The organism is Enterococcus sp. AZ040 (assembly GCF_050499185.1).
Lineage (GTDB): Bacteria > Bacillota > Bacilli > Lactobacillales > Enterococcaceae > Enterococcus_D > Enterococcus_D entomosocium.
On record NZ_JBMHEW010000001.1, the window covers coordinates 289,949 to 303,265 of the forward strand.

Consider the following 13,317-nt stretch of genomic DNA (forward strand, 5'->3'; position numbering starts at 1 on the left):
TTGAACAAGACACTTTTCGTTTTGAAAGGGGTAATAGATAAGAATGATTGAATTCGAAAAACCAAGAATCGCAAAGATTGATGAAGACAAAGATTATGGCAAGTTCATCGTGGAACCTCTTGAAAGAGGCTACGGAACTACACTAGGAAATTCCCTACGTCGTATTTTATTATCTTCTTTACCTGGTGCGGCAATCACCAATATTCAAATCGATGGAGTTTTACACGAATTCTCAACTGTTAAGGGTGTTCGGGAAGACGTTGCTCAAATCATCTTGAATATTAAAGGTCTTGCATTGAAAATGTACGGGGATGAAGAAAAGACCCTTGAAATTGATATTTCAGGACCTGCTACAGTAACTGCTGGCGATATCATCGTTGATAGTGATGTAGAAATCCTTAACAAAGATATGTATATCTGTACCGTTTCTGAAGGTGCTACGTTCCATGCTCGCTTAACAGTGAAACCTGGCCGCGGCTACGTTCAAGCGGACGAAAACAAAAAAGAAGACATGCCAATCGGCGTTCTTCCAGTCGATTCAATCTATACACCAGTACGTCGTGTCAACTACCAAGTAGAAAACACACGTGTCGGTCGTCGGGATGATTTCGACAAATTAACGATGGAAATATGGACTGATGGCTCAATCGAACCATTGGAAGCAATGAGTTTGTCTGCGAAGATCATGACTGAACATTTAGACATCTTTGTTAACCTAACTGATGAAGCGAAAAACGCTGAAATCATGGTTGAAAAAGAAGAAACACAAAAAGAAAAAATGTTGGAAATGACGATCGAAGAATTAGACTTATCTGTTCGTTCATACAACTGTCTAAAACGTGCAGGAATCAATACTGTACAAGAATTGACAAACAAATCTGAACCAGAAATGATCAAAGTAAGAAACTTAGGCCGTAAATCTCTTGAAGAGGTCAAAGTGAAATTACATGATTTAGGTTTAGGACTACGTAAAGACGATTAAACCGTTTTCGATTACGTTAGTTCGGTTCGTCTGACCGATACAACATTCGAAAGTGAAGGAGGGAAACCACGTGAGTTATCGTAAACTAGGACGCACATCTAGCCAACGTAAAGCGATGTTGCGTGATTTGACAACTGATTTATTCATTAACGAACGTATCGTTACGACTGAAGCTCGTGCGAAAGAAGTTCGTTCAACTGCAGAAAAAATGATCACTTTAGGTAAACGTGGTGATTTGCATGCACGTCGTCAAGCAGCAGCATTCGTTCGTAATGAAGTTGCAAGTGTACGTGAAGAAAACGAAGAAGTAGTTATTGAATCAGCATTACAAAAATTATTCAATGATATCGCTCCTCGTTACACAGATCGCCAAGGTGGATATACTCGTATCTTGAAAACAGAACCAAGACGCGGAGATGCTGCACCAATGGTTATCCTAGAACTTGTTTAAAATCACACTTATCATCACTTTATAGATGTTTACTAAGAGTGTTATGATGTTGGAAGAAACTTTCCGAGTCTAGCTCAGCGCCTACACCTCGATGTATTTCGAGGTGTACGCACTCATCATAAAGTGCTTTTTTTTTACTTTCGATTACCTGTCAAGACAGGTGATGGCAAGTGAAAAAAAGATCTGGAGACAAATCGTGCGCGAATCATTGAAAAACGTGCGCTTTTTTGGTAGTGTTAGAAAGAATTAATCGCAAATGAAGGAGTCTATCATGAAGCCAATCATTGAATTGAATGCTATTACTGTGCGTTATAGCGAAGAAGAGCGTGCCGCGTTAAATAACGTATCCTTTTCCATCAACAAAGGGGAATGGGTGGCGTTGATCGGCCATAACGGCTCTGGAAAATCAACTTTAGCAAAAACCATCAATGGCTTGATCTTGCCACAAGAAGGCAGTGTTTCTGTCGGCGAATTGCCTTTGAATGAAGAAAATATCTGGAATATTCGAAAAATGGTCGGTATGGTCTTTCAAAACCCTGACAATCAATTCGTTGGTTCGACGGTGGAAGATGATGTGGCTTTCGGTTTAGAAAATCAAGGAATCCCGCGAGAAGAAATGCTGGTTCGTGTCAAAGACGCTCTGGAACAAGTACGGATGAGCGAGTTTGCGACCCGGGAACCCGCGCGCCTTTCTGGTGGTCAAAAACAGCGGGTAGCCATTGCCGGTGTCGTTGCACTGCGCCCGGATATCATCATTCTTGATGAAGCCACTAGTATGCTAGATCCAGAAGGCCGTGAAGAAGTGATCGCAACGATCAAAAAAATCAAAGAGAAAAACAATTTGACCGTGCTATCGATCACCCATGATATTGATGAAGCAGCTAACGCCAATCGGGTGCTGGTGATGCGTCAAGGAGAGCTCGTCCGCGAAGGGACACCAGCAGAGATTTTTTCTGCAGGTCCGGAACTGATTGAGCTAGGCTTAGATCTGCCGTTTCCTGAAAAATTAAAGGCGGCACTAAAACAGCGGGGCGTCACGGTACCACAAGCGTACTTAACTGAAGAAGGGATGGTGGATTGGCTATGGACATCCGTTTTGAACAAGTAGGATTCACCTACCAACCGCATTCTCCGTTTGAACAACGGGTTTTGTTCGATATCGATTTAGAGATCAAAGAAGGCTCTTATACCGCCTTAGTCGGTCATACGGGTAGCGGAAAATCTACGTTGCTGCAGCACTTGAATGCATTATTAAAACCAACGACTGGAACGGTCACGATCGGTGAGAGAGTCATCAAACCCGAGTCAGACAACAAAAATCTAAAACCGTTACGTAAAAAAGTCGGGATCGTTTTTCAATTTCCTGAATCCCAATTATTTGAAGAAACCGTTGCGAGAGATATCGCTTTTGGACCGAAAAACTTTGGCATCTCCGAAGAAGAAGCCAAAGGTTTAGCCCAAGAATACATTCAATTGGTAGGTTTAGATGAAAGTTTTCTGGAACGTTCACCATTTGACCTTTCAGGGGGCCAAATGCGCCGTGTAGCGATTGCTGGAGTCTTAGCTATGGAACCAGAAGTTTTGGTCTTAGATGAGCCGACAGCTGGCTTAGATCCACAAGGACGCAAAGAGATGATGGAAATGTTTGATCGCCTGCATCGGGAAAAGAACATGACGATCATTTTAGTGACCCACTTGATGGATGATGTGGCGAACTATGCTGATTATGTCTATGTGTTAGAAAAGGGACGTCTCGTCAAAGCCGGCACGCCGTCCGTTGTGTTTCAAGATACTGCTTGGCTGCAAGAAAAGCAGTTGGGGGTACCGACAGCAACCGCATTTGCGGAACAACTACAAGCCAGAGGACTGGCATTTGAGCAGTTACCACTAACAGCTGATGAGCTGGCAGATGTTTTAGTAGCAAAGGGGGCGACTGCCCATGATGAATAAACTGATTTTCGGTCGTTTTATTCCCGGAGACTCCTTGATCCACCGTTTAGATCCACGAGTCAAATTGATTGCTAGTTTTTATTTTATTGCGATTATCTTTTTGGCGAATAATTGGCAAAGCTATTTATTAGCGGGTGCTTTTACGCTCTTTTGTATCTCCTTTTCAAAAATCGATTTTGGCTTCTTTATTCGAGGCGTTCGACCGTTGATTTGGCTGATTTTGTTTACCGTGGCGTTACAGATTTTGTTTACTACCGGCGGTGACGTCTATTGGTCTTGGTGGATCTTTAATATCACAGAATATGGTGTCCAAAACGGGATCTTTATTTTTTGTCGTTTTGTTTTGATCATTTTCATGTCGACGCTCTTGACGTTAACGACGCCCCCATTAGAGCTTTCAGATGCGATCGAATACATTTTGCGTCCTTTAAAAGCGATCCGTTTCCCTGTCCATGAAATCTCACTGATGCTGTCGATTGCGTTGCGCTTTGTGCCAACCTTGATGGATGAAACAGAAAAAATCATGAACGCCCAGCGTGCCCGCGGGGTCGATTTCGGCGAAGGGGGACTGTTGCAGAAGATGAAGGCGATCGTTCCTTTATTGATTCCTTTATTTGTCAGCAGCTTTAACCGTGCGGAAGATCTAGCTACCGCTATGGAAGCCAGAGGCTATCAAGGCGGCGAAGGGCGTACCAAGTATCGTATTTTACACTGGCACCAACGGGACACATTGGTTGTCATCGTTTTTGCGCTCTTTACAGTAGCGTTAGTGTTCTTAAGAGGATAATCGAAGACCTATGATTGAAGTCAACCCACGAAAGGTTCTTAACGAAGCAACGAGACTGCTCGCAATCCCAGCGGCTGGTTCGAAAAGGCCTGTCGATCGATCAGACTTTTCTCATAGGCCTTTTTTTGAAAAAATAGAAAGAAACAGGTGATTCAATGGTCCGCTATAAAGCGACGATCGCTTATGATGGCACGAATTTTCAAGGATTTCAACGTCAACCCAATGGACGAACGGTTCAAGAAGAGATTGAAAAGACATTAACGAAGATGAACAATGGTCAGCCGATTCAGATTCATGGCTCTGGCCGCACCGATGCGGGTGTCCATGCGCAAGGGCAAGTGATCCACTTCGATTTCCCTCAAAAGCGTCCACTGGAAAAAATGCGCTTTGGTTTAGATACCCAAACGCCAGAAGATGTTGCGGTAAAATCGGTGGAGATCGTTGACGATACCTTCCATGCCCGCTACTTAGTCATTGAAAAAACCTACCAGTTTCGGGTAGACATTGGGAAGCCCCGCAGTCCTTTCCGCCGTCATTATGCAAGTTATTATCCGTATCCGCTAGATTTGGAAAAAATCCAACGGGCGTTGCCAGATTTTTTAGGCACCCATGACTTTACCAGTTTTTGTGCGACGGGCAGTTCAGTCGATGACAAGACGCGGACGATCCATGAGGCGTCCATGGCGGTCAATGACGCTGGAGATGAGTTAATTTTTACCTTTCGCGGCGATGGATTTTTGTACAAGATGATCCGGATCATGGTGGGCACATTGCTGAAAATCGGCAATGGACGGATCGCACCTGACAGCATTCCTGCAATCATTGCGCAAAAAGACCGAAATGCGGCAGGTCCCACGGCTCATCCAGAAGGATTGTATTTGGTTCATGTTGCTTATGAATAAGGAAAAACACAAGCTTCGCTGCTCTTACACAACAAGAGATAGCGAAAGCTTGTGTTTTTATTTTTTCTCAGGCAAAACAGAGGTGGTTTCTTGCCAATCTTCAGTCCTTGCCGTCGCGTTTTTAGGCGCAGCAGTGGTGGGTGTTTTTTCCAAGGTACCGGCAGCGACTAAGGCGGCGATGGCTACCAAAAATGCGAAAAGCAAGTAAAGCAGCCAGCTCCAAGCAACGTGATAGCGATTGCCGATGCCTAAAAAGACCATTTGTCCGACAGGTCCCCCTAGCATCACAATGGTGGAAAAGATCCCGCTGCTGATGGCGAGATGTTCTTCATCGATCTCACGAATCAGATGTGCCGAAAAACGAGGATTGATTTTTCCAATCAGATAGCCTTCAGCAAAGAGCAGCGCAATCATGAGCCAACGGTTATGCAGGAAGAGAAAATTCAAGGTCAACAGACATAAAACGAAAGAGGTATACGCAATCAAGCGAACCAGACCGGTATTCTTGAACCAGTCGGCAGCAAACAAGGCGCCAGCGACCATACCGATCGAAGTAGCGATGCCTGCCATCGCAACGGTGTTGCCATAAGTGGCAAACCAAAGCGCAAGGTCATCCAACAGCTGGAGATTTAGTAGACCGCTCGTACTAGCAGCTAAGGTATTGATCAGTAAGGCAAAGAGGATCATCTTTTTAAGAAAAGCCGTACCAGTCAATAATTTAAAAGTATCCGAGAAATTCTGAAAGAGTGGTGTTGCTGCTTGATTGATTTTCCCTGGCACCGCATAGAAGAGCGAGCGGTTCAGGAAGATCACGATCGCGGCTAAGAAAAACGTCACGGCATTGATCAAACCAAAAGCCGCAAAGTTATTATTCAGTAAAATGATCCCCCAAGCACCGATGCCTTGAAAGACGATTTGAACGGTGGTTTGACACGCCATTTGAAAGCCCATGGCACTGTCTAAGGTATCAGCAGGCACAAGACGGCGAACATAGGGCAGCTGTAACCCAGAACAATAAGCGCCCAAACAATCAGATACAATGTTGATGCCTAGCAAAAGGAAGAAAGACCATAAACTAGGCGGCAGTTGGATCAAAAAAGCGAGTGCCACAAAAAGGACTCCTTGTAATAGTCGACTTCTGATCATCCATTGCACTTTGTTTTTGGTACGATCGGCTAGATAGCCGGTCAGGATCCGTAAGAGATCAGGGATCAGCAGTGCCATGGAGGCTAAGGAAACAGCAAGGGCATTAAAGGGTAAAGTACTGGCATAAACTACAAAGACGATATTAAATAAACTCATGCCGATACCGCTGAGTAAGGCGGCGTTGACTAAGGCACGATAGCCGTTGTTTTGTTGATATTCTTTCATCGAAATCATCCTTTCACGTTCTACGTTGTAAAATCAGTATAGGATGCTTTATACTAAGAGAAGAAAATAATCCACTATAGTGGAATTTAAATGTACCAGGAGCATACCAGAGGTTACTGTCACGAGTGATTAGCAGTTAAAAGAGTGGCATGTAAATAAGGTGCCGCAGATTTTGTTCCTCAACATTTTATAGGTTTGAATCTAAACTTGAATCTAGAACAGGAAAATTTAATTGCGGAGCTTCATTCGTGAAGTGGGATTGGTTTGGCGTTTGTAGACCGATCGTTGTGAGGAGGATGGTTATGGAAGAAGGAAAACTGTACCGACAATTGCGCAAAGAGCGTGGCTATACGATCGCTCAAGTGGCGGATGAACAAAACAGTCGCTCGTTCATCAGTAAATTTGAGCAAGGTGCTTCAAGTATCAGTATTCATCGATTGGAACGCTTATTAGAAAATATCCATGTCACAGTGGAGGAGTTTTATTATTTGCGTGCGCAGCAAAAGGGCGTAAAAGGGCACGACAACCTGATGAGCTTTCCCAGCTATATGACGAGCGAATTTATGGATTTACTGGATCGAATTTTAGGGATCAACAAAGAAGCTTATTTGAGTAACGCCCACGCCCAGAGAAGCAAAGAAGGGCTGGAGGAAATGCGTAGCGAACTGATCGCCGCTTCCAAACAGCATTCTTTTGTTTTTCTGTACCTTGAGATCACAAAGGAGATACATGAAATCAATCTCTCAGGTCCTAAACCCGATCACTCTTCTGGTGACTATATGGAAAAGCTACGCACCAAAACCCGCCCCGTCATTTCCTACCTTACGAAAGTAGACAACTGGGGCGTTTATGAGATTTTGCTTTTTCGTTATTTTCAATTCTTGTTTCCTGTCGAAACCTCCTATCACTTACTGCAGATCGCTATCTCTCGCACAAAAAAAGAACAAGGTTTGTCCTTGATGCGAGAAATTCAAATGGATTTGATTTTTAGTTGTTTTACGACGTTTGTCAATTTTCGCCGCCTGGAGTGGGCAAAAGAGGTGTTGACCATTGCAGAGGAATTATTGGCAGATCGCGGAGACATGCTAAACAGTACGCATCTTCTTTGCTATCAAGGATGGTACTGGTATATTTATGGCGATCAAGAAAAAGGACTGTTGAAAATCGATCAAGGGCTTTCGATCTTTCGCGTCTTAAAACAAACCAAAATGGTTAAATTATGGGAGCGATCGTTGCACTCCATCAAGAAAAATGCGGAAGAACCCAACAGTTATCTTATGTTTCGCTAAACGCTCTAAGGGCTAACGGGCTAGGCATTGCTCCCCGAATCGAAGGGGATCTAGCGGGTAATGGATGCTAAGACCACTAGAGCGAACAACTGCGGAACCTGAGCACAAAAAAGAACCAAACTCACCGATCATTGAGAGACACCCATAAGTCAGCTTTTGCTCTAACTTAAGGGGATCGCCTCAAAGGGACGAGTTGGTTATTTTTCGATTAGGTTTCTGGTGGTTGATCCATGAGTTGGCGTTGGTTGTCCAAGACTTGCTTTTTGGCTACTTGTTTCTGGTAAAACCAAGCAAACAAGATAAACAATGCGATGCAGCCAAAGAACAAGCAAACACCGATAACAAAGCCTTGCGGTAAGAAGGAGAGTTCCAAGTGATGGGTGCCACTTGGGATCGTCACACTGATAAAGCCATCTTGAAAGGCCGTGATTGGGACTTCTTTGCCGTCAAGCGTAGCAGTCCAGCCCTTGTCATAAGGGATGGTTGTTACAAGCTGCTGCTCTTTTTCAGTCGTGATGTCGGCTTTGGCACTGCGTTTGCCGACAGTCATAGCGACCCCTCGTTCTTGGATCGCATCAATTGCTTGTTGGTAGGCGTTGGTATCCAAGGTCACGACTTGCGGGTTTTGGAATGAGATTTCAGGCGTTCCGTAGAAGCTGACGGTGAATTGAACCGTCGTATCGGTCTCATAATGTCCTAAGTCGTAGTATTGACCGTTGATACTGATTTGCGTTTCTCGCTGCTGACCGTTGACTGTCACGGTGGCAGATGAGCTTTCCAATTCTCCGAAGTTGGCAGGGAAGAGACTCAAGTACGCTTGCGAGTTCGCCGGAACCTCCACTTGCCAAGTCACTTCTTTTGCGACATTGCTTTCTTGCTCAGTAAATTTCATATACATGCCGTCATTGGTGATATCTGTATTTTTACTATGGATCACCGTGATCGGCTGAAAGGCAAAATACTCTAAATTTAAATCGGCCAAGCCATTGAAAAGATTTTTCTGGCTCGTCAAGTTGTCGTTTTGCGGCTGTTCAATCGATTCGATGGTCGGTTCAGCCAAGAAACCTAGAGGTAACGCATTTTGATTTTCATAGAGCTTGTATTCACCAGATTCTCCGACTCGTTGAAAGCCGTATTTGGTGAGATTTGGCTTGGAGATATTGTATTTGATTCCTGTAAAAGCATCCATCAGCAAGGTATTATTCGGATAGCGGATATTTAAATTGGTGCCGCGAGACCGAAAGCCCAGCTTATCCAGGTAGCTTGAGGAATTGCGGTTACGAATTGAAGAAAACATGCTGACCCCGCTGTAGCCATAATTGATACTATCGTTGGAAGAAACAGGATCAAGGTTTTCTAATCGAAAAAAGGTATCATTGTCTTCGTTGGCTTGAGTGACTAGTTTTTTGATGTCCGGATAAGGTTCTGTATACAAACTACGAGAAGCATAGTTCCAATCATTCAAAATTCCGCGAACCATGCCGCTGGTATTGACGGCCATTTCTCCGCAGACGAAGATCAGCATCAAGATCGTCACTCGTTTTTGTGTTAAAAGACCTAATTGCCCGAACCCAATACATAACAAGTAAAGAACAAAGAATACGATCGTTAGCGCAAAAGAAGTAGCGGAAACATATTCATAGGTTCCGGCTCCTTTCAATGCGTAGGAGAGGGCAAATACCACGATCGTAGAAAGACCAATAATGAGAAACAATCCGCGATCTTTTTGCTGCAGCTGCTCCCATCCGTATCCCGCCAGCATGATCACTAAGAAGGAGAACAAATAGGCATAGCGGAAAAGGAACATATTTGGGGCATGCATCCCGTGCCAAAAAAGATTCATCGGCACGATATAAAAACTGGCGATCAAAACAGCAAACATGCCAGCGTATAAGAATTTATCTTTCAAGCGGATTTTCTTCGAAACAAAATATAAAATACACAACAGCAACGGCAATAAGCCGATATAGATGAAGGGAATGGAGCCGTATTTTGTCGTATCGTAAACACCGATCATGTTTTTCATCACGAGATCAAAGACATCGGTGGCTTCGGTTTTAAAGGAAGAAATCGTCGTCAATTCTTCCCCGTTCGACCGCAAATCTAATAAGGCAGGTAAGATGATCACCATTGAGGCGCCGCCAGCTAACAAAGAGGTGATGCCGTAAGGAATGATCGCCCCGCGAGCTTGCTTCCAGTTGCGACCCAATTGAACCAAGAAATACATCACGGAAAAGAGACCGATCATAAAGCCCATGTAAAAACTGGATAAAAATAACAGCAGATAACTGATAAATAACACGACTGGTTTTTTCTTTTTCACTAACCGGTCAATACCTAAAATCACTAGCGGTAGATAGATCATGGCATCAAGCCACATGATCAGTTCCGAATGGGCGGTGATGAAGGACATCAAGGCATAGCAGACGGCTAAAGTCACATGCTGCCAACGTTGGATCTTAAAGGTTTGGCTGGCATAGAACCAAAACGCCAAGCCCGCACTGCCGATTTTGATCAAGGTTAAAAAGTACAGGGCATCTGGCATTAGCTGATTTGGGAAAAATAAGACGAGGGGAGTGAAGATTCCCCCTAAATAATAGGAGATCAATGCCAGATAATTTAAGCCTAAAGAGGCGTTCCATGTATAAAAGATACTTTGCTTGCCTAAGAGCATATTGCGAAAGCTGGCATGAAAGTTTGAGAATTGCGAAAAGGCATCACTGGCTAAGACACTGCGGCTGCTGCCGGGGTAGATACCGATGGTCAAATAGATCACTGCCATGATAAGAAACGGCAAGAAGAAACTAGCAAGCATATAAGGCCAATGTTGTTTGGCAAATGTTTTTATTTTCGTCACAAGAAGTCACCTGTTCTTTATCAATTTTTTCTTAGTTTACCACAGGTGAATCGATTAAAAAAACAAAGACCTATTTTCTTTAATGAAAACCTAAGTGAAAGCGCACCAAAGAAAAAAGGGTACAAAAAAAGCCGTTCAAAACGAACGGCCGAAAAGGTCTAATTATACGCGCTCAACTTTTCCAGATTTCAAAGCACGAGTTGACACCCAAACTTTTTTAGGTTTTCCGTCAATCATAACGCGAACTTTTTGCAAGTTAGGTTTCACAGTACGTTTTGTCGCATTCATTGCGTGAGAACGATTGTTTCCACTTGCAGTTTTACGTCCAGTAAAGTAACAAACTTTAGCCATGTGGTTATTTCCTCCTTTGCCTTGATGTTGGAGCGCTATTTCAGCTCATACCATCTGAATTTATCACAGAAAGGTGAAAAAAGCAAGAGTAATTTTCAAGAAACATTGACTTTTCCCAGTAAACATTGTAAATTAAACAAGGTCGAAATGCAAGACGTTTGGTCAGAAAGCCCCTTTTCATATGTCTCATCCTTTTATTTGCGGTACAGCTATGATAAAATATGTAAGAAGAAAGATGGGTCATGCCCATTGAAGGAGGCTATAAAATGGCTGTAAAAATTCAAACCTCATCAGGTATTATTGAAATCAGCAATGAAGTCATTGCAACAGTGGTCGGAGGCGCAGCAACAGATGTGTTCGGCATTGTTGGTATGGCTAGCAAGAAACAAATCAAAGATAACATCAATGAAATTTTACGAAAAGAAAATTATTCTCGCGGTGTCGTTGTCCGCCAAGAAGAAAACGGCATTGCAGTGGATGTATACACGATTGTTAGCTATGGAACAAAAATTTCCGAAGTTTCCCGCAACGTGCAGGAAAAAGTGAAATACAACTTAGAAACGATGCTAGGTGTATCTGCGAACTCGGTAAATGTATTTGTTCAAGGCGTACGTGTACTGCCAGATTAGGCAAGGGATCCGTTCATGGCGGATGATTTTAAGGAGGACTATCTAAGTGAAGGTAACGAATATCAGCGCAAGTCAGTTTCAAGAAATGGTGCAGGCAGGCGCGGCTCGTCTACAAGTTAATGCAGAGTTTGTCAACTCATTGAATGTGTTTCCTGTTCCAGATGGAGACACCGGGACAAACATGAATCTATCCATGACCAGTGGAGCAAAAGCTGTCGCAGATGCGACTTCAGAAAACGTCGGCGATCTTGCCGCTACACTTTCAAAAGGACTATTGATGGGCGCACGTGGGAATTCCGGCGTCATTTTGTCTCAATTATTCCGCGGTTTTTCTAAAGCTATCCCGACCGCAGAAACACTCACTGCACCAGAATTGGCTCAAGCCTTTACTCATGGAGTAGAAACCGCCTATAAAGCAGTCATGAAACCTGTGGAAGGAACCATCTTGACTGTGGCACGCATCTCAGCTGAATATGGCGAGAAAAAAGCACAAACTACCGATGATTGTATCGAAGTGATGAAAGCCGTGGTTCACGGCGCAAAACGTTCATTGGCGAAAACCCCTGATCTATTGCCCGTCTTAAAAGAAGTCGGCGTGGTAGATAGCGGCGGTCAAGGATTGTTGTTTATCTATGAAGGCTTCTTAAATGCATTGACTGGGGAATACCCAGCCGATGAAATCTTCGAACCTTCCCCAGCGGCTATGGACGAAATGGTCAATGCCGAACATCATCGCAGCGTTCAAGGGCACTTAGCGACAGAAGACATCACCTTTGGTTACTGTACAGAAATCATGGTGAAGATCGGTGAAGGTCCGACTGTAGATAGTGAATTTGATTATGAAACATTCCGTAATTACTTAAACGAGTTAGGGGATTCCTTATTAGTGGTCAATGACGATGAGATCATCAAAGTCCATGTCCATACGGAACATCCCGGCGAAGTTATGAATTATGGTCAAAAATTCGGTTCGTTGGTGAAAATCAAAGTCGATAACATGCGTCTTCAGCATGAAACGATCTTGGAACACGATCAGCAAGAAGCAAAAACTGCACCAGTAAAACGTCCGCGGACACCATTTGCGATCATCGCGATCGCGGCTGGCGAAGGCTTGAAAGAATTGTTTACTAGCCTAGGCGCTTCTTATGTCATCAGTGGTGGCCAAACGATGAACCCAAGTACAGAAGACATTTTGGTGGCAATCAATGAAGTCAATGCTGATCAAGTGATCGTATTACCGAACAACAAAAATATCTTTATGGCTGCGCAGCAAGCAGCGGAAGTTTCCGAGATTCCAGTAGCGGTTGTTGAAACACGGACGATCTCTCAAGGGATGACGGCGATGCTAGCCTTCCACGAGCAATCCACACTAGCTGAAAACCAGCAAGCGATGACTGATGTCTTAGCAAGTGTTGTCAGTGGCTCAGTGACCCATGCGATCCGTAATACATCAATTGATGGCATCGAAATCACAGAAGGCGACTTCTTAGGAATGGTGGACGGCAAAATCGTTGTTTCTGTTCCTGATCGTTTCTCTGCTTCGATGACTACCTTAGAAAAAATGATCACAGAAGATACTGAGATCGTCACCATCATTATCGGTGAAGAAGGCAAAGCCAAAGAAGCAGCGAAAATCGAAGAAGCGATCGTTGAACTGCATCCTGAGATCGAAGTAGAGATCCATCAAGGCGATCAGCCAGTTTATCCGTATCTTTTCTCAGCAGAATAAACAAATTAGGCGGCGGGGG

At 43.8% G+C, this 13,317-nt stretch carries 12 protein-coding genes; 9 read left to right on the forward strand and 3 right to left on the reverse strand.

Annotated elements, in window-relative coordinates:
- Positions 1-43: 43 nt before the first annotated feature.
- The 6 genes from IGK63_RS01420 (at position 44) to truA (ending at position 5,072) form a co-directional block, all read left to right on the forward strand.
- Entirely contained in the window at positions 44-982 is a 939-nt protein-coding gene (locus IGK63_RS01420) for a DNA-directed RNA polymerase subunit alpha (RefSeq protein ID WP_008376367.1), read from the forward strand.
- Between the two features lie 70 nt (positions 983-1,052).
- Positions 1,053-1,433 (forward strand): 50S ribosomal protein L17, encoded by a 381-nt coding sequence (gene rplQ / locus IGK63_RS01425; RefSeq protein WP_003128038.1) that lies wholly within the window; start codon positions 1,053-1,055, stop codon positions 1,431-1,433.
- 271 nt (positions 1,434-1,704) lie between these two features.
- Positions 1,705-2,541, forward strand: a complete 837-nt coding sequence (locus IGK63_RS01430) for an energy-coupling factor ABC transporter ATP-binding protein (RefSeq protein WP_005227109.1) — start codon at positions 1,705-1,707, stop codon at positions 2,539-2,541.
- Complete coding sequence (locus IGK63_RS01435) at positions 2,517-3,383, forward strand: energy-coupling factor ABC transporter ATP-binding protein (protein ID WP_008376364.1); 867 nt, start codon at positions 2,517-2,519, stop codon at positions 3,381-3,383. The genes IGK63_RS01430 and IGK63_RS01435 overlap by 25 nt, the downstream gene beginning before the upstream one ends.
- On the forward strand, positions 3,373-4,170 hold the full coding sequence (locus IGK63_RS01440) for an energy-coupling factor transporter transmembrane component T family protein (RefSeq protein WP_016611496.1): 798 nt from the start codon (positions 3,373-3,375) through the stop codon (positions 4,168-4,170). The genes IGK63_RS01435 and IGK63_RS01440 overlap by 11 nt, the downstream gene beginning before the upstream one ends.
- A gap of 155 nt (positions 4,171-4,325) precedes the next feature.
- Positions 4,326-5,072 (forward strand): tRNA pseudouridine(38-40) synthase TruA, encoded by a 747-nt coding sequence (gene truA, locus IGK63_RS01445; protein ID WP_008376361.1) that lies wholly within the window; start codon positions 4,326-4,328, stop codon positions 5,070-5,072.
- Between the two features lie 57 nt (positions 5,073-5,129).
- On the opposite strand, the gene IGK63_RS01450 is transcribed toward truA, so the two are convergent.
- Entirely contained in the window at positions 5,130-6,443 is a 1,314-nt protein-coding gene (locus IGK63_RS01450) for an MFS transporter (RefSeq protein WP_034872078.1), read from the reverse strand.
- Between the two features lie 302 nt (positions 6,444-6,745).
- On the opposite strand from IGK63_RS01450, the gene IGK63_RS01455 reads away from it, so the two are divergent.
- Positions 6,746-7,732: an Rgg/GadR/MutR family transcriptional regulator gene (locus tag IGK63_RS01455; RefSeq protein ID WP_034872077.1), complete on the forward strand. Its 987-nt coding sequence runs from the start codon at positions 6,746-6,748 to the stop codon at positions 7,730-7,732.
- A gap of 208 nt (positions 7,733-7,940) precedes the next feature.
- Here the strand turns inward: IGK63_RS01455 and IGK63_RS01460 are convergent, their stop codons facing one another.
- Both IGK63_RS01460 and rpmB read right to left on the reverse strand, forming a co-directional pair.
- Entirely contained in the window at positions 7,941-10,589 is a 2,649-nt protein-coding gene (locus IGK63_RS01460; RefSeq protein WP_034872076.1) for a YfhO family protein, read from the reverse strand.
- Between the two features lie 162 nt (positions 10,590-10,751).
- Positions 10,752-10,940, reverse strand: a complete 189-nt coding sequence (gene rpmB, locus IGK63_RS01465; protein WP_005232504.1) for a 50S ribosomal protein L28 — start codon at positions 10,938-10,940, stop codon at positions 10,752-10,754.
- A gap of 266 nt (positions 10,941-11,206) precedes the next feature.
- Here rpmB and IGK63_RS01470 point away from each other — a divergent pair, with 266 nt between their 5' ends.
- Positions 11,207-11,569, forward strand: a complete 363-nt coding sequence (locus IGK63_RS01470; protein ID WP_005227125.1) for an Asp23/Gls24 family envelope stress response protein — start codon at positions 11,207-11,209, stop codon at positions 11,567-11,569.
- Between the two features lie 46 nt (positions 11,570-11,615).
- Positions 11,616-13,298 carry a DAK2 domain-containing protein gene (locus tag IGK63_RS01475; protein WP_005232500.1) on the forward strand — a complete coding sequence of 561 codons (1,683 nt, stop codon included), beginning with the start codon at positions 11,616-11,618 and terminating at the stop codon, positions 13,296-13,298.
- The last annotated feature ends 19 nt before the right edge of the window (positions 13,299-13,317 follow it).

What these genes read in the sequence shown, in the direction of transcription:
- IGK63_RS01430 (WP_005227109.1), top strand. Translation starts at nt 1,705, where the DNA reads ATGAAGCCAATCATTGAATTGAATGCTATTACTGTGCGTTATAGCGAA.
- IGK63_RS01450 (WP_034872078.1), bottom strand. Translation starts at nt 6,443, where the DNA reads ATGAAAGAATATCAACAAAACAACGGCTATCGTGCCTTAGTCAACGCC.
- IGK63_RS01440 (WP_016611496.1), top strand. Translation starts at nt 3,373, where the DNA reads ATGATGAATAAACTGATTTTCGGTCGTTTTATTCCCGGAGACTCCTTG.
- truA (WP_008376361.1), top strand. Translation starts at nt 4,326, where the DNA reads ATGGTCCGCTATAAAGCGACGATCGCTTATGATGGCACGAATTTTCAA.
- rpmB (WP_005232504.1), bottom strand. Translation starts at nt 10,940, where the DNA reads ATGGCTAAAGTTTGTTACTTTACTGGACGTAAAACTGCAAGTGGAAAC.
- IGK63_RS01455 (WP_034872077.1), top strand. Translation starts at nt 6,746, where the DNA reads ATGGAAGAAGGAAAACTGTACCGACAATTGCGCAAAGAGCGTGGCTAT.
- IGK63_RS01470 (WP_005227125.1), top strand. Translation starts at nt 11,207, where the DNA reads ATGGCTGTAAAAATTCAAACCTCATCAGGTATTATTGAAATCAGCAAT.
- IGK63_RS01435 (WP_008376364.1), top strand. Translation starts at nt 2,517, where the DNA reads ATGGACATCCGTTTTGAACAAGTAGGATTCACCTACCAACCGCATTCT.
- IGK63_RS01420 (WP_008376367.1), top strand. Translation starts at nt 44, where the DNA reads ATGATTGAATTCGAAAAACCAAGAATCGCAAAGATTGATGAAGACAAA.